Source organism: Streptomyces cylindrosporus (assembly GCF_022698165.1).
Classification (GTDB): Bacteria; Actinomycetota; Actinomycetes; order Streptomycetales; family Streptomycetaceae; genus Streptomyces; species Streptomyces cylindrosporus.
This window is the reverse complement of sequence record NZ_JALDAY010000002.1, coordinates 257,067-279,483: the sequence shown is the minus strand read 5'-3', so window position 1 is coordinate 279,483 and position 22,417 is coordinate 257,067. Positions and strand designations below refer to the sequence as shown.

The following is a 22,417-nucleotide window of genomic DNA, read 5'->3' as shown; positions in this document are numbered from 1 at the left end:
GTCACTTCCCGACGCGGTCGGCGGCGCCGTTGCTGATCACGGCGCGGTTGAACACGCCCTGGTCGGCGACGATCGTCTGGCCGGTCATGGTGGTGTTGGCGCGGGAGGCGAGGTAGGCGTAGAGCGGCGCGTACTCCTCCGGGGTCGGCAGCGTGGGCAGCAGCGCGAGGGTGAGGAACTGCGACTCGAAGTCCTCCTTGGGGATGTCGGACTGCTTGTTGTTCTCCAGTCCGAGCGCGCGGGGGCCGCGGAGCTGGCTGTTGGCGATCCCCGACGGGGCGACGCCGTTGACCCGGACCCTCGGCGCGAACTCGAACGCGAGCTGGTTGACCACGCTGCGCACGGCGCCCTTGGCGGCGGTGTAGAAGAGCCCGCCGCCGTCGGCGGCGTAGGCCGCGGTGGAGGAGGTCAGCACGATGGCGCCGCCGGTCTTCTCCAGGTCGTCGACGAAGACCTTGGCGGCCAGGATGTAGCCGAGGGTGTCGACGTGGAACACCTCGTCGAACAGCGACTCGACCCGGTCCAGGGGTACGTCGCGCAGCGGGATGTTGCCGTCGAAGATGCCGTGTGCGCCGACGAGGGCGTCGATACGGCCGAAGCGGTCCAGTACCGCCTGCCGACAGGCGAGGAGGTCCTCGGTGCGGGTGACGTCACCCTGGACGAGAAGCACGTCGTCGCCGAACTCGGCCTTGAGGTCGGCCAGTTTGTCCGCGGAGATCTCCATGACGGCGACCTGCGCGCCCTCGCCGATGAAGTGGCGGGCGAGGCCGAGGCCGAGGCCGGAGCCGCCGCCGGTGACGAGGACGACATGGTTGTCGAGCATCTGCATGGTGGGTCCTTGCTGGGGGAGTCGAAGAGAGGAGGTCAGGCGGACGCCGCCGCGCCCAGGGCGTCGTTCAGAGAGGCGCCGGCGCGCAGCAGTTTCCGGTACGTCCGCAGGGCGCGGACGCGGCCGCAGACGGTGGCGCCGTGCAGCTCGTCGCCGGCGCCGTGGACGACGACGAAGTCGCCGGTGGAGACGGAGCCCTCGACGACGATGTCGGTGTCGCCGGGGCGGCGCTCGCCGAGCAGGTGGAGGGTCAGGCCGAACTGCTCGGTCCAGACGTAGGGCACGGCGTCGTAGGCGGTGGCCTCGCCGCGGGCGATGTTGAGACCGACCCGTCGGCCCTGCTCGACGGCGTGGGTCCAATGCTCGAAGCGCCGGTGACGGCCGTGGAGCGGGTCCCGGCGGGCGGCGATGTCACCGGCGGCCCACACCCCCTCGACGTTCGTCCGCCCGGCCGCGTCGGTGACGACGCCGTGGTCGAGCTCGACGCCCGAACCGATCAGCCAGTCGGTGGCCGGCTCCGCGCCGATTCCCGCGAGCACGCTCGTGGCCCGGTGCACCCGCCCGTCGGCGAGACGGACGTCGTGGCCCCGCGCCGTCTCCTTGACGGAGACGGTGGCGGCGCCGAGCTCGAAGCGGACCCCGTTCGCCAGGTGCAGACCGTGCAGCCAGCCGGCGACCTCGTCCCCGAGGGCTCCGGCGAGGGGCAGTCCGGTCGCGCACAGCAGGGTCACCTCGACGCCGCGCGAGCGGAGCGCCGAGGCCACCTCCAGGCCGATGAACCCGCCGCCGATCAGCGTCACCGGACGCCCGCTCGTCGCGAGCCGCCTGGCGGCGGCCAGATCGGCACGGGTGCGCAGGGTCGGCAGGGCGGTGCCGCCGGCCGTCACCATCGGGCGGGCCGTGACGCCGGTCGCTACGACGACGTGCCGCCAGCCGATCGCCTCGCCCCAGTTGGTGACCACGAGGCGGCGATCGATGTCCAGCCCCATGGCTCCGTGGCCGGCGAGCAGGTCGATTCCCCTGGCTGCCAGGTGCTCCTCGGTCCGCAGCGGAGCCGGTGCGGAGTGTTCCTCGGCGGCCAGCAGGCTCTTGGAGAGCATCGGCCGGTCGTACCCCGGCTCGGCCTCCTCGTCGAGCACGGTGAGGGGGCCGGTGTACCCGACCTCGCGCAGCCCGTCGGCTGCGGACAGCCCCGCCGCGGACGCGCCGACGATCACGACGCCGTCGTTGATCCGTCCCACGGATCAGCCCTCGACCAGGCGCAGGGCCTGCGCCGGACAGGCCCGGACAGCCTCCCGTACGTCTTCCAGGTCGTCCTCGGTCAGCACGTCGCGGGTGACGACCGTGAGCGGGCTGCCGGGCGGCACGGCGAACACCTCGGGGTGGATGCCGACGCAGATTCCGTAGGCGGTGCAGCGCCCGGGGTCGACGGTCACGCTGGTCACAGGAACACCCCCAGGTTGGCGGTCTTGAGGCTGGTCTCGGTCAGGATCACTTCGCGGGTCAGGAGCCGCGGACCGGCGGCCGTGAGCCGGATCCGGTCGTTGCGGCGGCACGGGATCAGGTCGAAGTGGACGTCGATCCCGCGCTGCCGGTAGAGCAGCAGCGAGCTGTGCGCCGCGACGACGCCGGGCTCGGAGGTCGCATGGACCTCGACGCTGCCGACGAGCCGCATGGTGCGCGACGGGGGCACCTCGGAGTAGGCGTGGCCGGTGTTCTGCCGGTCCAGCCGCGTCCGCACGTGTGCCTTGGTGTCCCGGATGCGCCACGCGGAGCGGTTGACCTCGATGTCGCGCGGTTCGGTCGACTGACGCGACGGCACGGTGTAGAGCAGGTCGTCGTCGAGCAGTTCGAACCACTCCTGCTCGCGTCCCTCGTCGAGCAGCCGCGCCTCGTGCGCGAGGAACTGAGCCACCAGGGTGTACGTCGCGGTGTCCACCGTGAGGGTGTCCGGAGCTTCGGCGGCGGCGGTCATGCCTGCGTCCCTTCGGTGGTCCCGTTGCCGGTGGCGCTCTCGCCCTTCATCATGCGGAGCCACTGGCAGAGGAAGTTGAACTGCACGTGCTCGCCGTAACCGCTGTTGCGGTGGACGCCAGGTCCCCTCCAGTCCGGGTCCGGAGCGTCGTCGACCGGCGAGTTGCGGCCCTGCTGGTAGTTGAACTTCAGCCGTTCCTTGCGCATCCACGGGCTGGCGGCGGCGCGCGCCACGCCCTCCCAGGCCACGGTGTCGTCCTGCTCGTAGAGCCCGGCCGAACCGAAGCAGTACTGGCCGCCGACGTAGTCGCGCTGTGCGGACTCCTCGTCCTGGAAGTTCCACACGAACTGCCAGTTCCACAGTTCGAGCTTGCCGGGGGCGACCGGCTGCCACTGGCGGAAGCTGGTCATGACGGCCGGCGGGCCGTCCGGGAGCGGGGAGAAGATCCGGATGAAGCTGAGATTGGGGAAGATGGTGCCCACGGTGGGGGGCTGGTGGTCGACGACGAAGCGCTGGGTCTCGTCCAGGCCGCTGAGGTCGAACCGCTCCTTGTACTCGTCCGGGTAGCCCCACAGAGTGAAGCCCGGGTGGATCGCCTCGGTCCAGGCGTGACCGATGAAGGTGTGTCCGTTCTCGAACTCGTAGGTCCGGCCGATCTCGCAGGTGCCTTGGATGCCCTGGATCAGGTCGACCTCCTGGACGCTGAAGTGCAGCGTCGGCAGGTGATAGACGTCGCCGGCGAAGTTCTCGCCCGCCGTCTTCCAGTCGCCGTTGACCGTGTATCGCTCCGGCGGGCCCGCCACGCGCATTCCGTCGGGGTGGAGCTGGGTTATCAGGTCGAGCATCCAGGCGCCGCCGCCGAGCCATTCCTCCAGCTCGGGCACGTCGTCGGACAGTGAGGCGAAGACGAAGCCCTTGCGGTTCTCGACCCTCGGGGCGCGCTTGAGGCTCCACTGGTTCGGGTCCAACGGCTCGCCGTAGGCGCGGTTCATGAGCGGCGTGCCGACGAGCCGGCCGTCGTTGGCGTAGGTCCAGCCGTGGTAGGGGCAGGTGAAGAAGCGGGAGTTGCCCGCGTCGGTCTGGCACACCTGGGTGCCGCGGTGGCGGCAGTAGTTGGACAGCACGTTGATGCCGCCCTTGCCGTCGCGGGTCACGATGACCGGGTCGAGTCCGATCCTGCGCTGGACGAAGTCGCCGGCCTTGGGTATCTCGCTCTCGTGGGCGACGAAGACCCAGGTGTTGGTGAAGATCCGCTCCATCTCGGCCCGGAAGACGTCGTCGTTGTTGAAGATCTCGGCCGGGACGAGATCCTCCTGCATGTCCTGCTCGACGCGGTCGAGCAGCACGTCCAGCGGGGTGGAGAAGGGCGCCGACGACGGGGGTTCGTTCGTGAGAGTCATCGTTGACTTCCTGTTCACGGGAGGGTTCAGAGCCGGTTCAGAGCGGGGGTGCGACGAAGACACCGTGGTCGGGGTCGTTGAACTGCTGCTTGGCCACGAACTCGTTCATCTGGTTCGCCGTGCCCCACTGGTCGATGAAGTCGGGCTTCGTGACGTCGTAGACGGACGGGTGGTGCCGGTCCCAGTCGACGGTCTCCAGCTCGGTGGTGTACTCGACGCAGTTCCCGACCCGGTCCAGGAAGTAGGAGTAGGTGTTGTCGCCGGCCTTGTGGCGGCCGGGGCCCCAGATGTGCTGGACGCCCTCGCGCAGCATCCGGCCGGTGCCGCGCAGGTACTCGTCGATCCCGCGCATCTCGAAGGAGAGGTGGTGGACCGCGACGTGCGGACCACGGGCGACGGCGAAGGAGTGGTGCCAGTCGTTGCAGCGCAGGAACCACATGAAGTCCCCGCGGGCGCCGAGGCACAGCGTGTCGGAGAGCTTGAAGCCGAGGTGCTTGACGTACCAGTCGACGGTCGCCTCGGGGTTGTCGGAGTTGACCACGAAGTGCGAGAGGCGGACGGGGATCGACTCGCGGGCCTCGATCGTCCGGAAGCTCCGGGTGGCGACGTCCGAGGAGACCTCGACCACGCGTCCGTCGCCGTCGAAGAACCGGAAGCCGTAGCCGGCGCCGGGTGTGCCGAGCTTGCGTGGCTCGTGGACGATGCGGACGCCCTGCTGGGCCAGCCGTGCGGCGAGGGTGTCGACGTCCGCCGCGGAGGCGGCCCCGAACGACACCAGGTCGAGTCGCTTCTGGTCGTCCTTCCGCAGGCGGACGATGTACTGCTCGGGGGACCCCTCGGCGGCAAGGAAGTGCACGCCGGTCTCGGACTCGACGGGGGTGAGGCCCCAGAGGTCGCGGTAGAAGGCCAGCTGGCGGTCGAGGTCGGGGGCCGCGATCGCCACATGGCGCAGGTGGGTGATCAGAGGCTTCGTCACGTTGTCTCCTCGTTGAGTGGCGACGACAGCGGCGATGAAGTGCAAGTTCACGCGTCGTTAACGTGAACGTAGTGACGCCTGACATCGCGATCAAACAATTCCTGACAATGCGGCGCATTGATGAAATCAATTACTCTGGCCTCGTGGATCTCCGACGCGTTGACCTCAACCTGCTCGTCGCCTTCGACATGCTCATGATCGAGCGGAGTGTGACCAGAGCGGCAAAGCGGCTCTCGATCGGGCAGTCGGCGATGTCGTCGACGCTGTCCCGGCTGCGGAAGCTGTTCAACGACCCGCTCCTGACCAGAGAGGGACGTGTTCTGGTCGCCACACCGCTGGCCGAGTCACTCGCCGGGCCGGTGCGCGAGCTCCTCACCGGCATCGAGATCGTGCTCTCCCAGCGTGAGGCGTTCGACCCGACCACGGCCGAGCGGACCTTCTCGGTGATCGCGAACGATTACCTGACGATGACGTTCCTTCAGCCGCTCATCGCCCGGCTGTCCGTCGAGGCGCCCGGCATCCGGTTGAACATCTTCCCGACCGGCGACGACTTCGCCGACCAACTCCGCGGGCACCGGGCGGACTTGCTGGTGATGCCGAGGGAGGCTTTCGAGGAGCACGAACAGTTCCCGCACCGGGTGCTCTTCCGGGACCGCTATCTGGTCGCCGTCGACAAGAACCATCCCGAGGTGGGTGACGAGATCACCCTGGAGCAGTTCACGAGCCTTCCCTACCTGGCCGCTTCCTCGGGGCATCTGCGGGGCCTGTCGGAGATGCAGCTCGATTTCCTGGGCGTGCCACGCAACGTGGAGATCACCGCCGGGTTCGGTATGGCGCCGTTCCTGCTGAGCGGTACACGGCTGATCACGCTGGTCCACGAGCGGCTCGGGCGCAGGATCGGAGAGGCCGCGGGGATCCGCCTGCTCGAACCGCCGATCCCTCAGCTTCAGCCGATCACCGAGATCATGGCGTGGACCAACCGCACCGACCGCGATCCCGGACACCGCTGGTTCCGCCAGTGCCTGCTCAGGCTGGCCGAGGAGGAACCGACGAGCCGTCCCTGAGCCCTGTCCCGCGGTCGGGAGCTCACCGCTGCTCGGTCAGATCCTTCTCCGCAGCGCGCGCCGCGGCGTTCAGGGTGGCGACCAGCGGCTGGAGGCGATGCCGGTCGTAGCGCACGCTGGGCATGGAAATGGCCAGGCTGGCCAGCGCGGTGCCCTCCCGGTCGCGCACCGGCACTCCGACGGCGACGAGGCCGCGTTCGGACCGTTCCTGATTGACGGCGAACCCGTTGCGGCGAATGCGCCTCAGCTCGTTCCGCAATGTGGAGAGGTCGGGGCGATCGTCGGGCCGATCGCGATAGCGCTCGCGGGCGTAGAGGTCGTCCAGTTGCTCGTCGGGAAGGTCGGCCAGCAGCAACACTCCCGCCGTCGTCCGATGGGCCGGGAAGACCATGCCCTCCCGGGAACCGACCCGCAGCGTCTGCCGGCACTCGACGCTGGCGATGAACCGGACCGTGTCTCCGGTGCGCACGATCAGGTTCGTGGTCTCGTCCAGAAGCCCCACGACCTGATGCAGATGAGGCAGAGCCGCCGCGCGCAGCCGCGAGACGAGGGACTGGGAGTGACCGGCGAGTTCCAGTACGGGTCCCGCACGGTAGACGCGGTCCTCGTCCTGTACGGCGAAGTCCCGGTAGACGAGCATGGCCAGGAGTCGGTGAGCGGTGGATCGGGCGACCCCCAGCCGCTCGGCGATCTGCGAGACAGTCGCCCCGCCTTCCAACTGCAGCATCGTCGCCAGCCTGAGCGCATGGTCGACGCTCGCGATGGGGTACGGCGGTGGCGTTTTGAGCGGCTTGTCCACAGGGCCTCCCGGTGCGGCCTTCCGGCCTTGCGCCCGGTGCGCCTTTGTTCTGGCCCGACCTCGCGGCCCGGCCCACGGTTCTGCTCTCCAGAATCTACATGTCCAGTGGACGAGCCCGGCGCACGCTGTCGTCCGTGACTCAGTCTTCCCTCGCCCCAGACACCGCCCTGGGTTCCCCCGTCCGGCTGCAAGCCGTTTCCGCGGAGGGCCAGCCCGAGGTCACCCCGGCACTAGAAGAGCTGTACCGGGGCTTCGAACAGGAACTCCTCGTCCCGCTGTGGACCGAGATCGGGGACCTGATGCCGGCACACCCACGCTCACGTGCGACCCCACATGTGTGGCGCTGGCAACGCCTGCGGGCGCTCGCGGCACAGGCCGGCGACCTCGTCCCGGTCGGTCGTGGTGGTGAGCGCCGGGCCATCGCGCTGGCCAATCCCTCGCTGGGCGGCCGGCCGTTCGCCACGCCCACACTGTGGGCCGCCATCCAGTACCTCATGCCCGGGGAGGACGCCCCGGAGCACCGGCACACACAACACGCCTTCCGGTTCGTCGTCGAGGGCGAGGGTGTGTGGACGGTCGTCGGCGGCGATCCGGTGGCCATGCGACGCGGCGACTTCCTGCCGCAGGCCGGATGGAACATGCACGCCCATCACAACGCCACCACCGAGCCGATGGCCTGGATCGACGGCCTCGACATCCCGTTCCAGTACGCGAACGAAGCCCAGTTCTTCGAGTTCGGCCGCGACGAGATCAGCGCGGCTGAGCACGCCACCCCCGACCGTTCGCGAGCCGAGCGGCTGTGGGGGCATCCAGGTCTGCGCCCGGTCTCGGCCCCCGAACCATCTCCTGGCACGCCCCTGCTGGCGTACCGCTGGGAGCACACCGACCGAGCGCTGAACGACCAACTCGCGCTGGAGGCCGAAGGCTTCGCCGGCACCGTCGAGCCCGGCCACGCGGCCGTTCGCTTCAGCGACCCGTCGACCGGCGCCGACGTGCTCCCCACCCTGCGCGCCGAGATGCACCGGGTCGCGCGCGGCGCCGAGACCGCGCCGATCCGCGAGACCGGCTCGTCGGTCTACCAGGTCTTCGACGGCTCCGGCGCCGTCACCGTCGGGGAGGAGTCCTGGTCCGTGACGCGCGGCGACCTCTTCGTCGTGCCGTCCTGGCAGCCGCTGTCCGTGCGCTCCGAAGCGGGCACCAGCGACTCCGACTCCGGGGCCCTGGACCTGTTCCGCTTCAGCGACTCCCCGATTTTCGAGGCCCTCGGGCTCGATCGCACCCACGTGGAAGGAACCACCCGATGAAGCTCGCCACCCTCCGTACCGCTGGCACGACCAGGGCCGTACGGCTCGACGGCGACGCCCTGGTCGACCTCGGCGTCCCGGACGTCGGAACCCTGCTGGGCCAGGACGACTGGGCCGAGCGTGCCGCCACGACCACCGTCGCGAACGCCGAGACGTACGCCGTGGACGGCGCCGACTACGCACCCTTGGTCCTGCAGCCTTCGAAAGTGGTCTGCGTCGGACTCAACTACCGTAACCACATCCAGGAGATGGGTCGGGACCTGCCAGAACACCCCACTCTGTTCGCGAAGTTCGCCGACGCGCTGATCGGTGCGGGCGACGACATCCTCCGCCCGGAGGAGACCGACCAGTTCGACTGGGAGGCGGAGCTCGCGGTGGTCATCGGCACGCGGGTGCGCCGCGCCCGGGGCGAGGAGGCCGAACGGGCGATCGCCGGATTCACCGTGCTCAACGACATCACCTGCCGGGACTGGCAGTTCCGCACCCGTGAGTGGCTCCAGGGCAAGATGTGGGACTCCAGCACACCGGTCGGCCCCTACCTGGTCACCCCCGACGAACTGCCCGGCGGCGTTCGCCCCGCCCTGGACGTCCGGCTGACCGTCGACGGCGAGGTCATGCAGTCCGACACCACCGCCGACCTGCTCTTCGACCCGGTCGCCCTGGTCGAGTACATTTCGACGACCACCCGCCTCAACCCCGGCGACATCATCGCCACCGGTACCCCCGGAGGCGTCGGGCACGCGCGCAAGCCGGGACGCTACCTTCTCGGCGGTGAGACGGTCGTCGCCGAGATCGGCGGCATCGGCCGTCTGGAGAACCGGGTGGTCAAGGAGAAGTCGGCCTGATGTCCCGAACCTTCGACGACGCTCGTAGCTGGGCTGAGTTCGGCACCGCCCTGTTCCTGCAAGCCGCGGACCTTGACGACGCCGGGCTGGACGCGCCGAGCGCGCTGCCCGGCTGGACCCGCAAGCACCTGGTCGCGCACGTCGCCGCCAACGCCGACGCCCTGGGCAACCTCGTCCACTGGGCAGCCACCGGCGAGCGCACGCCGATGTACACCTCCTCCGAGGAACGCGCCGCAGGCATCGAACGGGGCGCCGGGATGGTGGCCGTCGAACTGGCCACGTGGCTGCGCCGTTCCGCGGAGGCGCTGGCCGCTGCCATGGCCTCACTCGACGATGCGCAGTGGCAGTCCCTGGTCGTGACGGCGCAGGGCCGTACCGTGCCCGCGACCGAACTGCCCTGGATGCGCTCCCGGGAGGTGTGCGTCCACGCGGTCGACCTGGGCACCGGCCTGACTTTCGCCGACCTGCCCACCGGCTTCCTCGCCGCGCTCGGGTACGACGTCGTGGCCAAGCGGACCAAGGAGCACGGCCCGGCGCTGCGCCTGGAGGCAACGGACACGGCTGCTTCCTGGGAGTTGCCGGGGGAGGGGGAGCCGACCGTGCTCGCCGGTCCCGTCCATGAGATCACCGCCTACCTCACCGGACGCGAGCACGTCCTCACGGCCGTCGATGGCGGGCCCGCCCCCACCTTGACTCGCTGGCTCTGACCGCTGGGACGGGTCACATCCCAGGTGTCTCCCTCGACGGGGCTGAGCAGCTCTTCGCCGCTGTCAGGCGTGGCCTGCGCGGGACTCCATGGCCTCCACAAGTCTGCCCAGCGCCTTGAGCACCCACTCGCGATCTTCCCCGAGTCCCGCCAACAGGTCCGCCTCGGCGGCGAGTTGGCGGGGGAAGAGTTCATCGACGGCCTTGGCGCCGGGCTCGGTGATGGTGACGAGAGCGGCGCGCCGGTCGGCGGGGTTGGGGGTGCGCGCGATGAAGCCCCGCTTTTCCAGCTTGGCGAGGGTCTTGCTGACCCCGGCGCGGGACATGCCCAGGCGTTCGGCGAGGCTGCGGGCGATGACCGGATCGTCGGCATGGCGGAGGGGGATGAGCATGTCGACCTCCGGCGCGGTGAGCGGGGCACCCGCATAGAGGGGTTCGACGGAACGTCCCAGTAGGCCGTTCGCGTGTTTGAGGAGGGCGACGACCTCCATGGGGGAGGTGTCCAGCCCGGGATGGCGCTCGGCCCACCGGGCGCTCACGTCGGAGTGGGAGGAGGACATGCGGCTCGCCTTCTCATTCGCCATTTGTTAGCTGGTGAACTATCGGTTACTGTTTTTCCATGATAGCTCCGTCCCCCTCCAGTACCACCTCCGTTCCGTCCCCTGCGGGTCCCGCCTCCGCCAGGAGCCGAACCGCCGCGCTCGTCGCCGTCCTCGGCGCCCTGACCGCGGTGGCACCGCTCGCCACCGACATGTACGTGCCCGGCTTCCCCGCGATGGGTGACGCGCTCGGTGCGAGCAGCTCGGCCGTGCAGTTGACCATGACCGCGTTCCTGGCCGGGCTGGTTGTGGGCCAGCTGGTCATCGGACCGCTCAGTGATGGGCTGGGCCGGCGTCGGCTTCTTATAACGGGGTCGGTCGGGTTCGTCCTCTTCACCTTCGCGTGTGCTGTGGCGCCGAACGTCACCTTCCTCACGGGTGCTCGCTTCCTGCAGGGGCTGGCCGGAGCGGCCGGCATGGTGCTGGCACGTGCTGTGCTCACCGACCGGTTCCACGGCGCCGAACTCCCGCGCTACTTCGCGGTGCTGTCGCAGGTGATGGGCGTGGCCCCGATCGCGGCGCCGGTACTGGGCGGGGTGATCCTGTCCGTGTCCACCTGGCGCGCGGTGTTCGCCGTACTGGCCCTGCTCGGCATCCTGCTCCTGCTGGCCGTCATCAGGGGGGTGCCGGAGTCGCTGCCGCCCGAGCGGCGGCACAGCGGCGGGGTCGCCAGCACCTTCCGTGCGATGGGCTCGCTGCTGGCCCGCCGCACGTTCATGGGGTACGTCCTCGTCATCGCCCTTGTCTCGGCGGCGCTGTTCGCCTACATCAGCGGCTCCAGCTTCGTCTTCGAGAGCCTGCACGGGGTCTCCTCGACGACCTACTCGCTCATCTTCGCCACCAACGCCGTCGGCATGCTGATCGCCGGGGCCGTCTTCTCCCGCCTCGCCGGGCGAGGTGTACGCCTCAACACCCTGCTGTCGGTCGGTGTCGGCATCTCCCTGGTGGGGGCGCTCGCCCAGGTGGTGCTGGTCCTGGCTGTTGGGGAGAGCCTCGTGGGCACCTGGGTCACGCTGTTCGTGACGGTCAGTGGCATCGGCCTGATCTTCCCCGGCGGCATGAGCATCGGTCAGGCGGTGGGCCGGACGGCTCCCGGCGCCGCGTCCGCGCTCCTGGGCGGCCTGCAGTTCTTCCTCGGCGCCCTCGCCTCGCCCCTGGTGGGTCTGTTCGGAGAGGACAGCTCCCTGCCCATGGCGCTCATCATGCTGATCGCCGTGGCCGCGGCAGGCGTCGCCCTTGTCGGGCTTGCCCGGCCCTGGCAAGGGCACGGCGAGCCGGGAGACTCGGCGAAGCACGTCTCGGGGTAGCTCCTCTTGACCAGGAGCTGGCCGTTGGGATGAATGAACAAGGCGTCGCCTCGTGCGGGATCGTTCGTGGAGGGGGCGGGGAGAGGGGAACCGCCGCAGCCGGCACGAATTGGTCGCCTGTCCTGCAGGTGCGCCGGCTCTCCATGACGTCGCGAGATGGAAGCGTGCTGCGGAGCACAAAGCAGGTGTCGCTGTCGTGGGGGCGGCTCATTCTGATTCGGTCAACGCAGCGATGCGATCGAGGCTGCGGCGCATGGCCTCACGTGCCGGCCGGCGGCCGAGGACGACGAACCCACGCAGCGGCTCTTCGCTCAGATCCCAACTCTCGCGAACCAGGGTGGTGTCGCCATCCGGCTCGAACTCATAGCGCCAGATCCGGCCGCCGAACATGAAGCGCCATTTGGCGCAGTCCTTGTGCGGCCGAGCCTGCCAGGCGAACCGCTCACCGGGCACGGCTTCGACGACAGTGCTCGTCATGGCGTACTTGCCACGGAGGTCCATGTCCATGCTGAACCAGTCGCCGCGACTGAGCGGCCGGACCGGCGAGCTGATGTCGAACGCCTTGACCAAACTGCCTGAGCCGTCGAAGTCCTTGTGGCGTGCGGGGTCGCCGACCAACGCGTAGATCCGGTCGACGGGGGCGGCGATGCGGCGTTCGACTGACTCCACCCAGCGGCTCATGATCGGAGCCTACTGAACTGGTCACACCCTCGGAAAGGGAATGCCTGATTGCTACTACAGAGCCACGGGCCGGCGCCCGCACTGGCCGATGACCGAGTGCGTGCCCGCGCCGTCGCTGGTCGAATGCGTCACGGACCACGGCCTGCTGCCGCACAGCTCTCGCTCGCCGCCGAACTGTGATGACTGAGGGCGAGAGCAACTTCGCTCGCTTCTCCAGGTCGGACGGCACTCTGGTCGTTCACACTGGAGGCGGGCGGAGGCGGGCGGCTTCTGTGGTTCTCGCGAACCAAATAGCCGCCCAGGTGCGGTCCTTGTGTTCCAGGCCGACGGAAACGTTCTCATCAATTCTGGCGACACCTTGCTCTGGACCGCAGGAACGGAGGACGGACCCCGGGGGATTCAGCTGCATCGGACTGTCCGACGCCCTCACGTCGGTTGAGTGAACTCGCCGGGGCACTGCTGCCGTTCCGGTGTGCGGACCGGATTGGGTGGAGCTGCCCGGAGCCTGCCGCTCGTCCCGGACACCGCTCGGCATATGGAGGGGTCAGGATCCGGCCCTCGGCCGCGAGCTTGGCCGCCACATCGTGGCGCAGAGTGTCCAGGGTGACGAGCAGCAGATCGTGACTGCCAACCATCTGGTTCGTCTTTGACTCAGCCAGCGGTACCGCGGGGCACCTCTTGATTTGCGGTGCGGTGGGTCACGGCCGCAACCTTGGGCGGTGTACGTGTCTCCCCTAGGCGTTGTTGCCGTCAAGGCCGGTCAGCCGCAGCAGCAGATCACCGAAGGAGTTGACCTCACCGACCGCGAACCGTCGCCCCCCGGTGGTGGGAAGCAGATCGACACCCACGCACAGCGTCCAGGGAATGCAGGCGGCGGCCTGCTCGGCGAGGACCGGCACATCACCGGCCCAATCCGCCCCCGTCGCCGCGGTGGCGGCCCGGGCTGCGGCCAGATCATCGGGTACGCCACCGAGGTGGAGGCTGGCCATCCGGGATCGGCTCGCGCGGACAACGGCATGAGTGGCCCGGCCGCCGACCACGACGACCCGCTGGTCGGCGGAGCGGCCGGAGCGTGCCGCGTTGGGCAGCCGACGCTCGATGTGAAGCCCGTCCAGAGCGAGGGTGTCGACGATCGCCACGATGTCCGTCTCCCTGGAGTATCCGCGCACTCGCAGGCAGTTGAAGAGCTTGCCCTCCGGCGTGAGCCAACGGAGGTGACCGCACGGAACAAGCTGGGACCAGCCGCCGTGGTGGCAAGCAGGCCGGAGGCCGGCGAGCCGTGCGCGAGTTTCATGAACACGCGCCGCACTCCCTTGTAGGAGAGCAGCGCCGCTCGTACGTCGTCTCAGCCATCGACCCGTAGGGCGTCGGGACCCGAGGGAGCGATGGCGGGATCGCGGCCCCGGCCGTGCTCAGCACGCCATGGCACAGCCGCTTGTCGATCGTCGGCGAGTTCGGCCGGATCGTCCAGCAGGGGGCGCCCGCCTCCCGCGCGTCGGCCGCGACATCTCGTACGGCGCCGGTGAACCGTGCGTACGAGCGGCCCCCACGCTCTACTCGCGTGGGGTTGCCGGAGTTGCCGCTCCACCTCCTCGTCGTTACCCGGCGAGTCGATCCGTACGGTCTTGCCGGGCTCGAACCGCGCCCGGTCGCGGGGCACATCACGCCAGGCCGGCAGCCGGAACACGGGCGGTCCGGCCTCCCGTGCAGCGGCGGAGAACATCGTCACCCGACGGGGTTCCGGATCGCCGACAACCCCCAAGCGGAGGCTCGCCCCGGCCGCCGCGCGAGAACCTGCTCGCGCAGCGGCCGTGGCGGCCTATTCGGAGATGGCGACGGAGCGCTCCTGGTCCGGGCCCACCGTTGAGGACAGGTCGACCTCGACCCCGTTCGGTTCCAATGCCTCGCGGACCCGGCGCACGGCCTCCGCAGTCAGATAGTTGTGCTGGAGGTCGAGCCGGGACAGATGAGTTAGCGACTGCCCGTCGAGCAGGGCGTCGGCGCCCGCGTCGGAGAGCGTGCCATGGGAGAGGCTGAGGGAGTCGAGACGGGCCACCACGGGGGCTCTGGCGACGGCGACGGCGATCTCGTCCTGGAATTCGCTGTTCCGGATGCCCAGATGGCGCAGGGCCGGGAAGCGACCGCCGGCGAGCAGCGGCTCGAGGTCGTCGAGGGTCGTACCCGCGCCCCATTCCTCGGCACCCAGCCAGACCTCCAGGTGTTCCAGGGCGGTGAGTTCGCTGCCCGCGATCCCTTGGACGACTACCTTCGGCAGCCCGCCCGACTCGAACCTGAGATCACGCACCTTGTCGTGCCGTACGGGTCTCAGCGCCACGCCGAAGTTGCCACGGACGGTAAGGTACTCCAGCTGGGGGAACGCCTCCAGGACGGGCGTGACATCGGCCATGTAGCCCAGGGATGGCCGCTCCCGTTCACCGATGAAGAGGGCGCGCAGGCTAGTCATCTGTGACGCGTCGTCCGTCAGGAGCCCGAGCACGGGCTCCAGATACAGGCTCTCTTCGTACTGGTCTCCGTAGGACCACCAGTCGCTGATGACCAGAGCCTCGACCGTGCCGAGGTCGAAGGTTTCCTTGAACTCCTGCCATATCTCGGAGAACGGGGCGTCGTTTTCCCAGTGTCTGCGCAGGCGAACTGCCTCGCCGGACTCGTCGACGTCATTCCAGTCGAAGTAGTACCCAGCGAAAACAGTCACGTCCTCGAAGAACATGGGTTGCTCATTTCATTCAACTTCTTTGTCAGTGAGGGGTGTTCACTCGGAGGCTACGGTGCAGGGGAAGAACCGCGCGAACACGGGCACCTATTGGTCGGTTCCCCCACCCGGCTCTTCACATGACAACAACTGCGTCCTTCCCGCCGTCCACGGTCAGTGTTGCTCCGTTGACGTACGACGCCTGGGGTGACACCAGGAGCCGGATCACGTTGGCGACCTCTTCGGCGTCTCCGCCACGTCCGGCGGGCAGCGAGGCGAGGTAGGTCTCGAACATGTCACGGATGCCTTCGTTCACCGGGGTGAGGATGAAGCCGGGATCGACGGAGTTGATCCGGACGCCTGGGGACCGTACTCCGCGGTCCACGACTTGGTCATCATGGACGACGCCGCCTTTGATGCCTGGAAGGCGGCGGTGCCGGCAGTGGCCATCGACGTGCTCGGGCTCCCCACGTTCACAATGGCCCCGGCCACGCTCGGCCATGGCCGGATCGAGCTCGGTTCAGGCCCGGGCGTTCGTCTCGTCGGCGTCGAACCTGCGCACCTCGTTGCGTATGCGCGGGCCCCACTTGGTGAGGAGCGCCGTGATTTCCGGTGTGGCCACGTGCCGGTCGAGGGCCTCCTGGGAGGCCCACTGTTCGAGCACCGTCACGGTACCGGTCGCCGCGTCCTCCACGCAGAACGAGATCATCACGTTTCCCGGGTTCGCCGCGGCGAGCGGGTACGACGTCGCCCGTGCCTCGGCGATGAACGTCTCCACGTCCTCGGCGGGGACGTGGACCCGGCCGGCGATGATGACGGTCGTACGGGCGTCATCCTGGGTCTTGTTCGGCGAACTCATCGTTCTTCCTTGTCCTTCGTGTCGGGTCAGGCGGTGTGCTGGTAGGCGGGGTAGGTGAGATAGCCCGTGTCACCGCCCTGGTAGAAGGTGTCCGGGTCGGCGGGCGCGAGGGGCAGGCCGGTGCGGAGTCGTTCCACCAGGTCGGGGTTGGCGAGGAAGGCGCGGCCGAAGCTGATGAGGTCGGCGCCCAGACCGAGCCAGTGGTCGGCGGCGGCCCGGTCGGTCTGCTTCGGGCCCATCGGCATCACTGGGTTCACGACGAGGCTGCCCGGCCAGGCGCGGCGCAGTCCGACCAGCACCTCCTCTGCGGCTGTTGCCGTCAGGTGCACGTAGGCGAGGTCGAAGCGGGCGAGCTCGGTGAGCAGGGCTCCGGACAGCTCTGGCACCTCTTTCTCCTCGATGCCCCAGAAAGTGCCGCCGGGGGAGAGCCTGATCGCGGTGCGTGCCGCGCCCACGGCGTCCACCGTGGCGGCGACCGCTTCGACGGCGAAGCGGATGCGGTGGGCGATCGGGCCACCGTAGGAGTCGGTGCGGAGGTTGGCGTTGGACGACAGGAACTGTGAGATCAAGTAGCCGTTCGCGCCGTGCAGTTCGACGCCGTCGAAGCCCGCGTCGACGGCGCGCCGGGCGGCATCGGCGTACGAACGGGCCTGCTCGGGCACCTCGGAGAGTTCCAGGGCACGGGGGACCGGCGCGGGCTGCGGCCCCGTCGGGGTGAACACCTCGCCCACGGCGGCGATGGCGGAGGGCCCGACCGGCTGCAGCCCGGTGGTGTCGGGATGCGAGACCCGGCCGCCGTGCATGACCTGGGCGAAGACGCGCCCGCCGTTGGTGTGCACGGCGTCGGTGACGGACTGCCAGGAGGCCACCTGTTCATCGGTGTGGAGCCCCGGGGTGCCAGGGTTGGACTGTCCGACCAGGTTGGGCTGCACCCCCTCGGTGACGATCAGTCCGGCGGTGGCCCGCTGGGCGTAGTAGGCCGCCATGGACGGGGTGGCGAGACCCCCGGCCGCGGCCCGGACCCGGGACATCGGGGCCATCACGATTCGGTTGGGCAGCTCCAGACCGCCGAGGCGGTGGCGGTCGAACAGCGTGGTCATGCAGGAACTCCTTAATATGCGTCGAAGACCCGGGGGAAGTGGGCCCGACCAGTACGCTAAAACCTGACATCAATGTGAGATGCAAGCCCTGGGACCCAGGTCACAGTCGGGAGGGTGAGATGCGGATCGGCGAACTCGCGGCGCGCACCGGAGTGAGTGTCCGTTCACTGCGCTACTACGAGGAGCAGGGACTGCTCGTCAGCACCCGCAGCGGCGGCGGGCAGCGGCATTACACGGAGGACGACATCGATCGGGTCGACTTCATCCAGCGCCTGTACGTGGCCGGACTGTCCAGCCGCACCATCATGGAACTGATGCCGTGCCGCGACGCGCCCAGCGATGAGAACTCCGACTCCGCGCTGGAACGCATGGCCCAGGAGCGCGACAGGCTCTCCACCCACATCAAGGAGCTGCTGCACACTCGTGATTCGCTCGACGGCCTGATCGCTGCGGCCCGGGCCGACCGTGACGGCCGCCGGACCGCCGCATGAGCTGTTCGGTGCTTTTGTGCGGTGCCGTACTGCCGCACAAAAGCACCGGGAGTGTCGAGAAGTTACTCAGGCGAGGAAGTCGGTAGTGACCTTTGTGAACCAGCGCGGATCCTCCTCGGCGATGAAGTGCCCCGTTGACGAGACCTCGCTGTGCAGGCTTTTCGTGTGAGAGCTCAGCGCTTCGGCGGCGGCTGTGCCGGTGTGGGCGCTGCCGACGGTCAGGACGGGCATGGGCAGTGGGCGGTCGGCCAGCAGAGCACGGTTCTCCCGGCCGTCCTCAAAGAGCGTGCGGTAGTGCTCGAAGCCGCCGCGAAGCCGGTCCCGTCCGGTATACGAGTCCGCGTACGCGACGAGGTCGTCGGGGCTGAAGGTGCCGGGGTTGGACAAGGCCGTGAAGGTGGCGGTGACGAACTCCAGTTCGTGCCCGTCGAAGAGCATCTCGGGGACCTGGGGGGTCATGAAGAAGCCGAAGTGCCACATGCCGCCCTCGGCGACGTTCATCGCCTCCTCCAGGCCGAGCCCCGGCAGAAGCGCATCGACCAGGATGAGCCGGTCGATGTCGTCGGGGTAGGCGGCTGCCCATGCCAGGGCGACCATCGCGCCGATGTCGTGACCGGCCACAGCTACTGGACCGGAGCGGTCGAGCTCTTTGAGGATCCCCCTCATGTCACGCGCCTGGTTGGTCTTTGTGTAACCGGTCTCGGGGCGATCGCTGGCTCCGGTGCCCCGCAGATCTGGCACCACCACAGTGTGCCGCTTGGCGAGGTCCGGCATGACGCGTGCCCAGGCGCGTGAGGTCTGCGGCCAACCGTGGAGCAGAACCAGAACCGGGCCCGTGCCGCCGACAGCGACGGAGAGATGGGTGCCGTTGGTCGAGATCCGGCGGATCTCGAAGCTCTCCGGAACCCAGTCGAACGTGCTCATGAACGCCTTCTTTCCGTGTACGAGTGAAGGTGAGTGATGCGCTGGGCCTGAGAAGTGCGGTGTCCGTCACGTGCTGTGGGCGGCGAGTTCCCGCAGGCTTGCCGCACCGATCTCGGACAGCATGTCGGTGTGCTCGGGTCGCCAGCCCAGTTCCTGCTGAGCGCGCACCGCACGCAGTCGGCAGGAGGCTCCCATGACGAGGGCCCCGAACTCGCCCCACACCAAGGCCGCCTCCTGCGGTGTGACGCTGCGGATGTCGCAGCCGAGATCGCTTGCGACCCTCTCCGCGATCCAGCGGTTGGGCGCTTCCCCGGCCACGGCGTGGTACAGCCCTCCCGCGCGTCCTGCTTCCAGAGCGAGGGTGAACAGGCGGATCACGTCGTCGATGTGGACGTGGCTGTAGGTGTTCAATCCCGGCCCGACGTAGCAGGCCGCACCGGTCGCGGCGACCGACTGGTAGATCATCGGCACGTGACCGTGGTCGCCAGGGCCCCAGATGACACCGGGGCGGACGACCATGGCCCGCAGCCCGCCGGACGCAGCGGCCAGGATGGTGTCCTCGGAGGCCTTGCGGGAGACCGCCAAGGGCTCGACGACGAAGGGGTCGTGCTCGGCGAAACTGTCCTGGCTCCACGTGCCCGCGGTGCGCTGTAGCAGCACACCGCTCCCGGAGAGGAAGACCAACGTCTTGCCCGTTCCCGCCAGGGCACGGGTGAGCCTGTCGACCGTCGCTGTCTCGAGTGCCGGGTCGGCTTGGGCTGCGTAGAGGACGGCATCGGCCCGCAGGGCCGCGTCGATCGTGGCCGAGCGCCGGGAATCCAGGTCTGCGGCGACAGGGGTGATTCCATCGGCGGCGAGCGCGATGTCGGCGGACTCGGTGCGGGCCAGGCCGGTGACCAAGTGGCCGCGGGCCGCCAGGTAGCGTGCGAGGGCGCCACCGACGAAGCCTGTGGCACCGATGACGAAGACGTTCACGACTCCATGCCTCAGCTGGGCAGAGTGCTGAGCTCGCCGCCGTCGGCGAACAGGATGGAGCCGTTGACGTAGCTGCTGGCCGGGCCGACCAGGAACGAGACGATGTCGGCGATCTCGCTCGGTTCGCCCGCCCGTCCGCGCGCGTTGGTCTTGTCCAGAGCCGCGATGTGCTCACCGAGCATCGCCGAGGTGCCCTCCGTACGCACCGGGCCGGGAGACACCGAGTTGACACGCACACCGGAAGGCCCGAACTCGGTGGCCCAGTAGCGGGTGAGGACCTCCACCCCGGCCTTGGAGGCACCGTAGGCCGCTCCGATGGGAGCGGGCACACGCGCCGCACTCGACCCGATCAGCACGATCGATCCCCGTCCGCGCTGGACCATGCCGGGCGCCAGCGCACCGACCAGCAGGAACGGGGCACGCGTGTTGACCGCGACCTGCCGGTCGAAACTCGCGGCATTCGTCGCGGAGGTCGGCGCGAACTCGTACAGGCCCGCGTTGCTCACCAGAATGTCCACATCGCTGGCGCGCGAAGCCAGCCGCAGCGTGTCCTCGGCATCGGTGAGATCGGCGGCGATGAACCGGGCGGTGCCGCCTTCGGCTGCGATCTCCTTCACCAGAGCCTCGCCGCGACCTCGGTCACGCCCGTGCGCCACGACCTCGACGCCCTGCCGGGCCAGGCTGTGTGCGATGGCCTTTCCGATACCCGACGTCGCTCCGGTCACTAGTGCGGTGCTGCCCTGCAAGGCAGTGCTGATGTTCATTGCAATCCCTCGTGCCGATGTCATGACGCGTCAGCGTGCGGAACACACGCACAGCGCCCCTGCTCCATCAACTATGCACAACAGATGTTCTGTCCACAAGAACATCTGTTGGGTAGCTCTTAAGTGCTACATTGGGCGGGTGAGCGCACCGACTTCCGAAAACGACGAGCGGCGCGGCGGCGCCGAGGACCTGGCGCTGGAGACCGATCTGGGCTGGGCGATCCGCATGGTCTCCGCCGCGTTCAGCCGCGTCGCCACCGAATCCGTCTCCCAGCTGCCCGGGGGGCCGCGCGGCTACCTCGTATTGGTCGCGCTGGCCGGCGGCGAGCCGCCCTCACAGCTCGCTCTCGCCAAAGAGGTCAGCCTGGACCGCACCGTGATGACCTACCTGCTCGACGACCTCGAAGCGCAGGGGCTCATCACCCGAAGGCCCGATCCTCGTGACCGACGTGCACGTCAGGTCCTCATCACCGACGCCGGACGCGCCCGGCTCGCACAGGTACGACAGGGCCTGTCCGCCGCCGAAGCGCATCTCCTCGCCGATCTGAGCGACGAAGACGCCGAAGACCTGCGCACCCTTCTCTCCCGCGTCGCGCGGACCGCCCAGCGGGAGTCGATCGCCCCTGAAGAAGCGGACTGTTGAGGAGCAGCCTCCACGCATTGCGAGCCGGTGACGTCGACCGAAGGGACCGACATCTTCGCCATGCCCCGCACGCTGTTTTCGCCTGCTCGGTGTACCGCATCACCACCGATGCGTCCTTGTGGCTGACAGTTGGTAGGGACCGTTGTCCGTGACAGCCGTTACGCACACAGTCGTGGACGGGGCTGGGAGGGCCGTCGAGATGGTGGACGACCAACTCGCACTGTGCACCGACCGGCAACACTCGCCGAACACGCTGCAAGTGCGTGCGTTCGACCTGAAGGAACCAGTTCGCCGGCCGGTTGCGCCGCCGAGTCGAGCCTGGCGCGGGAGGCATCGACAGTGAACCGTGTGCTGAACAGCGTCTACATGTTCTACGAGTTCCCCCTGTCGCGCCGTGTCAATGTGCGGCTTCACCGCGAGTGCACCGAACCGGCTGTGGGTCACCGATTTGACGATGATCGCGACCGATGGGGGTCTGTTTCGGAGACTCGGACGACGATGACTTGAAACCCCGTCAACCCGTTCTGGCCATCTGATCAGTGCTTCCCGCACGCCGAGGGATGCTCATCAGGGCAAGCGCACCAGCAGCATTGCTACGGGACGGGTAGGCAATGTCTGCCGTCGGCTGTCCTGGATTCAGCTCTGCTGGAAGATGATCACTTCGCGGCTGTAAAGGGCGAAGGAACGGGACGGGTCGTAGCAGTCGTCGTTCTCGGCGGAATGTTGACGCAGGGCCCGCTCGTACGATGGGAAGTGGGTCAGCGCCTCGTCCGGGGAGTCGTAGTAGAGGGTGGTGATCCCTGTGTACGCGGGTTCGCCCCCGCCGCCGAAGTGGCGCAGTGCCTTCTCGGCCCCGTGCGCCTGCCAGTACTGGACACAGCCGCGCAACGCCTTGGCGTGTGATTCCTGTTCGGCCAGGGCCGCCTCATGGGCGGCGCGCCACCGCTTGTCGAAGTCGTCTGGGCCCGGTCCCTCCGGCATGCGGAGGAAGTGGAGAACCTTCACGGGGCCGTCGTCCTCGCTGGACGTGGGCGGTGGTACGAGTACCACGGGGCGGGTCAGCAGGGCCAGTGCGCTGGGCAGGTCGTTGAAGTTGGCGCCGTCGGGGCCGATGACCTCGCGCGAGTACGGGTCGGACATCGTGACGGCCAGCGCCTCCATGTCCTCGAAGTGCAGTTCGGTGACGGAGTCCCGGCCGAACTCGGTCAGGTAGGCAGGGTCTTCCTCGGTGCCGAACGACGAGTCGAAGACGTGGTTCTGGACGTAGCGGCTGATCCGGAGAGGATTCGCGGCGGCCAGAGAGCCATGCACATGTTGGAGGTAGTGCAGGTACGCCTGGTGTGTCATTCCCGGCTTGCGGCGGATGGCGGCGATCAGGTTCAGCATCTTCTCTCCTTGGAACTGGTGCGATCGGCATCGCGGGGTCTGCCCTCGATGCCGATCACGGTGTGTCCGTGTGTGGCGTGG

At 68.7% G+C, this 22,417-nt stretch carries 26 protein-coding genes and 1 pseudogene; 7 read left to right on the top strand and 20 right to left on the bottom strand.

The window, feature by feature from the left end:
• Position 1: 1 nt before the first annotated feature.
• Genes MQP27_RS06365 through MQP27_RS06340 form a run of 6 tightly spaced genes read right to left on the bottom strand, consistent with a single transcriptional unit; the run spans position 2 to position 5,180 of the window.
• Positions 2-829: an SDR family oxidoreductase gene (locus MQP27_RS06365; protein ID WP_242762082.1), complete on the bottom strand. Its 828-nt coding sequence runs from the start codon at positions 827-829 to the stop codon at positions 2-4.
• Positions 830-864: 35 nt separating this feature from the next.
• Entirely contained in the window at positions 865-2,070 is a 1,206-nt protein-coding gene (locus MQP27_RS06360; protein WP_242762080.1) for an NAD(P)/FAD-dependent oxidoreductase, read from the bottom strand.
• 3 nt (positions 2,071-2,073) lie between these two features.
• Complete coding sequence (locus MQP27_RS06355) at positions 2,074-2,274, bottom strand: ferredoxin (RefSeq protein WP_242762079.1); 201 nt, start codon at positions 2,272-2,274, stop codon at positions 2,074-2,076.
• Positions 2,271-2,804 (bottom strand): aromatic-ring-hydroxylating dioxygenase subunit beta, encoded by a 534-nt coding sequence (locus MQP27_RS06350; protein ID WP_242762077.1) that lies wholly within the window; start codon positions 2,802-2,804, stop codon positions 2,271-2,273. Before MQP27_RS06350 ends, MQP27_RS06355 begins: the two co-directional genes overlap by 4 nt.
• On the bottom strand, positions 2,801-4,204 hold the full coding sequence (locus tag MQP27_RS06345; protein ID WP_242762075.1) for an aromatic ring-hydroxylating oxygenase subunit alpha: 1,404 nt from the start codon (positions 4,202-4,204) through the stop codon (positions 2,801-2,803). The genes MQP27_RS06350 and MQP27_RS06345 overlap by 4 nt, the downstream gene beginning before the upstream one ends.
• A gap of 37 nt (positions 4,205-4,241) precedes the next feature.
• Positions 4,242-5,180 carry a VOC family protein gene (locus MQP27_RS06340; protein ID WP_242762074.1) on the bottom strand — a complete coding sequence of 313 codons (939 nt, stop codon included), beginning with the start codon at positions 5,178-5,180 and terminating at the stop codon, positions 4,242-4,244.
• Positions 5,181-5,251: 71 nt separating this feature from the next.
• Here MQP27_RS06340 and MQP27_RS06335 point away from each other — a divergent pair, with 71 nt between their 5' ends.
• Positions 5,252-6,244, top strand: a complete 993-nt coding sequence (locus MQP27_RS06335) for a LysR family transcriptional regulator (RefSeq protein WP_242762073.1) — start codon at positions 5,252-5,254, stop codon at positions 6,242-6,244.
• 22 nt (positions 6,245-6,266) lie between these two features.
• Here the strand turns inward: MQP27_RS06335 and MQP27_RS06330 are convergent, their stop codons facing one another.
• Positions 6,267-7,043, bottom strand: coding sequence for an IclR family transcriptional regulator (locus tag MQP27_RS06330; RefSeq protein ID WP_242762072.1), 777 nt, complete (start codon positions 7,041-7,043; stop codon positions 6,267-6,269).
• Positions 7,044-7,177: 134 nt separating this feature from the next.
• Here MQP27_RS06330 and MQP27_RS06325 point away from each other — a divergent pair, with 134 nt between their 5' ends.
• Genes MQP27_RS06325 through MQP27_RS06315 form a run of 3 tightly spaced genes read left to right on the top strand, consistent with a single transcriptional unit; the run spans position 7,178 to position 9,899 of the window.
• Entirely contained in the window at positions 7,178-8,347 is a 1,170-nt protein-coding gene (locus MQP27_RS06325; RefSeq protein ID WP_242762071.1) for a cupin domain-containing protein, read from the top strand.
• The gene (locus MQP27_RS06320) at positions 8,344-9,192 is read left to right on the top strand and encodes a fumarylacetoacetate hydrolase family protein (protein ID WP_242762070.1); all 849 of its coding nucleotides are present in this window, start codon (positions 8,344-8,346) and stop codon (positions 9,190-9,192) included. Before MQP27_RS06325 ends, MQP27_RS06320 begins: the two co-directional genes overlap by 4 nt.
• Positions 9,192-9,899, top strand: a complete 708-nt coding sequence (locus MQP27_RS06315; protein WP_242762069.1) for a maleylpyruvate isomerase family mycothiol-dependent enzyme — start codon at positions 9,192-9,194, stop codon at positions 9,897-9,899. The genes MQP27_RS06320 and MQP27_RS06315 overlap by 1 nt, the downstream gene beginning before the upstream one ends.
• A gap of 63 nt (positions 9,900-9,962) precedes the next feature.
• Here the strand turns inward: MQP27_RS06315 and MQP27_RS06310 are convergent, their stop codons facing one another.
• The gene (locus tag MQP27_RS06310) at positions 9,963-10,481 is read right to left on the bottom strand and encodes a MarR family winged helix-turn-helix transcriptional regulator (RefSeq protein ID WP_242762068.1); all 519 of its coding nucleotides are present in this window, start codon (positions 10,479-10,481) and stop codon (positions 9,963-9,965) included.
• Positions 10,482-10,516: 35 nt separating this feature from the next.
• On the opposite strand from MQP27_RS06310, the gene MQP27_RS06305 reads away from it, so the two are divergent.
• On the top strand, positions 10,517-11,803 hold the full coding sequence (locus tag MQP27_RS06305; RefSeq protein ID WP_242762066.1) for a multidrug effflux MFS transporter: 1,287 nt from the start codon (positions 10,517-10,519) through the stop codon (positions 11,801-11,803).
• A 207-nt stretch (positions 11,804-12,010) separates the two neighbouring features.
• Here MQP27_RS06305 and MQP27_RS06300 read toward each other — a convergent pair whose 3' ends face one another.
• The 8 genes and pseudogenes from MQP27_RS06300 to MQP27_RS06270 form a co-directional block, all read right to left on the bottom strand.
• On the bottom strand, positions 12,011-12,484 hold the full coding sequence (locus tag MQP27_RS06300) for an SRPBCC family protein (RefSeq protein ID WP_242762064.1): 474 nt from the start codon (positions 12,482-12,484) through the stop codon (positions 12,011-12,013).
• A 487-nt stretch (positions 12,485-12,971) separates the two neighbouring features.
• Positions 12,972-13,119 (bottom strand): annotated as a pseudogene (locus MQP27_RS06295) (STM4013/SEN3800 family hydrolase); the annotation flags it as partial.
• Between the two features lie 99 nt (positions 13,120-13,218).
• Positions 13,219-13,623, bottom strand: coding sequence for a hypothetical protein (locus MQP27_RS51350; RefSeq protein WP_308289911.1), 405 nt, complete (start codon positions 13,621-13,623; stop codon positions 13,219-13,221).
• Between the two features lie 680 nt (positions 13,624-14,303).
• Positions 14,304-15,212 carry an STM4015 family protein gene (locus MQP27_RS06285; RefSeq protein WP_242762063.1) on the bottom strand — a complete coding sequence of 303 codons (909 nt, stop codon included), beginning with the start codon at positions 15,210-15,212 and terminating at the stop codon, positions 14,304-14,306.
• A gap of 118 nt (positions 15,213-15,330) precedes the next feature.
• Entirely contained in the window at positions 15,331-15,579 is a 249-nt protein-coding gene (locus MQP27_RS50845) for an SDR family oxidoreductase (protein ID WP_372511138.1), read from the bottom strand.
• On the bottom strand, positions 15,507-15,671 hold the full coding sequence (locus tag MQP27_RS51600; RefSeq protein WP_372511137.1) for a hypothetical protein: 165 nt from the start codon (positions 15,669-15,671) through the stop codon (positions 15,507-15,509). Before MQP27_RS51600 ends, MQP27_RS50845 begins: the two co-directional genes overlap by 73 nt.
• Positions 15,672-15,714: 43 nt before the next feature.
• Positions 15,715-16,053: a putative quinol monooxygenase gene (locus MQP27_RS06275; RefSeq protein ID WP_242762061.1), complete on the bottom strand. Its 339-nt coding sequence runs from the start codon at positions 16,051-16,053 to the stop codon at positions 15,715-15,717.
• Positions 16,054-16,079: 26 nt separating this feature from the next.
• Complete coding sequence (locus tag MQP27_RS06270; RefSeq protein ID WP_242762060.1) at positions 16,080-17,153, bottom strand: alkene reductase; 1,074 nt, start codon at positions 17,151-17,153, stop codon at positions 16,080-16,082.
• 119 nt (positions 17,154-17,272) lie between these two features.
• On the opposite strand from MQP27_RS06270, the gene MQP27_RS06265 reads away from it, so the two are divergent.
• Entirely contained in the window at positions 17,273-17,644 is a 372-nt protein-coding gene (locus MQP27_RS06265; RefSeq protein ID WP_242762059.1) for a MerR family transcriptional regulator, read from the top strand.
• 66 nt (positions 17,645-17,710) lie between these two features.
• Here MQP27_RS06265 and MQP27_RS06260 read toward each other — a convergent pair whose 3' ends face one another.
• The 3 genes from MQP27_RS06260 to MQP27_RS06250 all read right to left on the bottom strand — a co-directional run bounded on the left by MQP27_RS06260 (position 17,711) and on the right by MQP27_RS06250 (position 20,307).
• On the bottom strand, positions 17,711-18,568 hold the full coding sequence (locus tag MQP27_RS06260) for an alpha/beta fold hydrolase (RefSeq protein ID WP_242762058.1): 858 nt from the start codon (positions 18,566-18,568) through the stop codon (positions 17,711-17,713).
• A 66-nt stretch (positions 18,569-18,634) separates the two neighbouring features.
• Complete coding sequence (locus tag MQP27_RS06255) at positions 18,635-19,543, bottom strand: NAD-dependent epimerase/dehydratase family protein (protein ID WP_242762056.1); 909 nt, start codon at positions 19,541-19,543, stop codon at positions 18,635-18,637.
• Positions 19,544-19,554: 11 nt separating this feature from the next.
• Positions 19,555-20,307, bottom strand: coding sequence for an SDR family NAD(P)-dependent oxidoreductase (locus MQP27_RS06250; protein WP_242762054.1), 753 nt, complete (start codon positions 20,305-20,307; stop codon positions 19,555-19,557).
• A 139-nt stretch (positions 20,308-20,446) separates the two neighbouring features.
• On the opposite strand from MQP27_RS06250, the gene MQP27_RS06245 reads away from it, so the two are divergent.
• Positions 20,447-20,950 (top strand): MarR family winged helix-turn-helix transcriptional regulator, encoded by a 504-nt coding sequence (locus MQP27_RS06245; RefSeq protein WP_242762052.1) that lies wholly within the window; start codon positions 20,447-20,449, stop codon positions 20,948-20,950.
• Between the two features lie 636 nt (positions 20,951-21,586).
• Here the strand turns inward: MQP27_RS06245 and MQP27_RS06240 are convergent.
• Complete coding sequence (locus MQP27_RS06240; RefSeq protein WP_242762050.1) at positions 21,587-22,336, bottom strand: EthD domain-containing protein; 750 nt, start codon at positions 22,334-22,336, stop codon at positions 21,587-21,589.
• Positions 22,337-22,417: the final 81 nt, after the last annotated feature.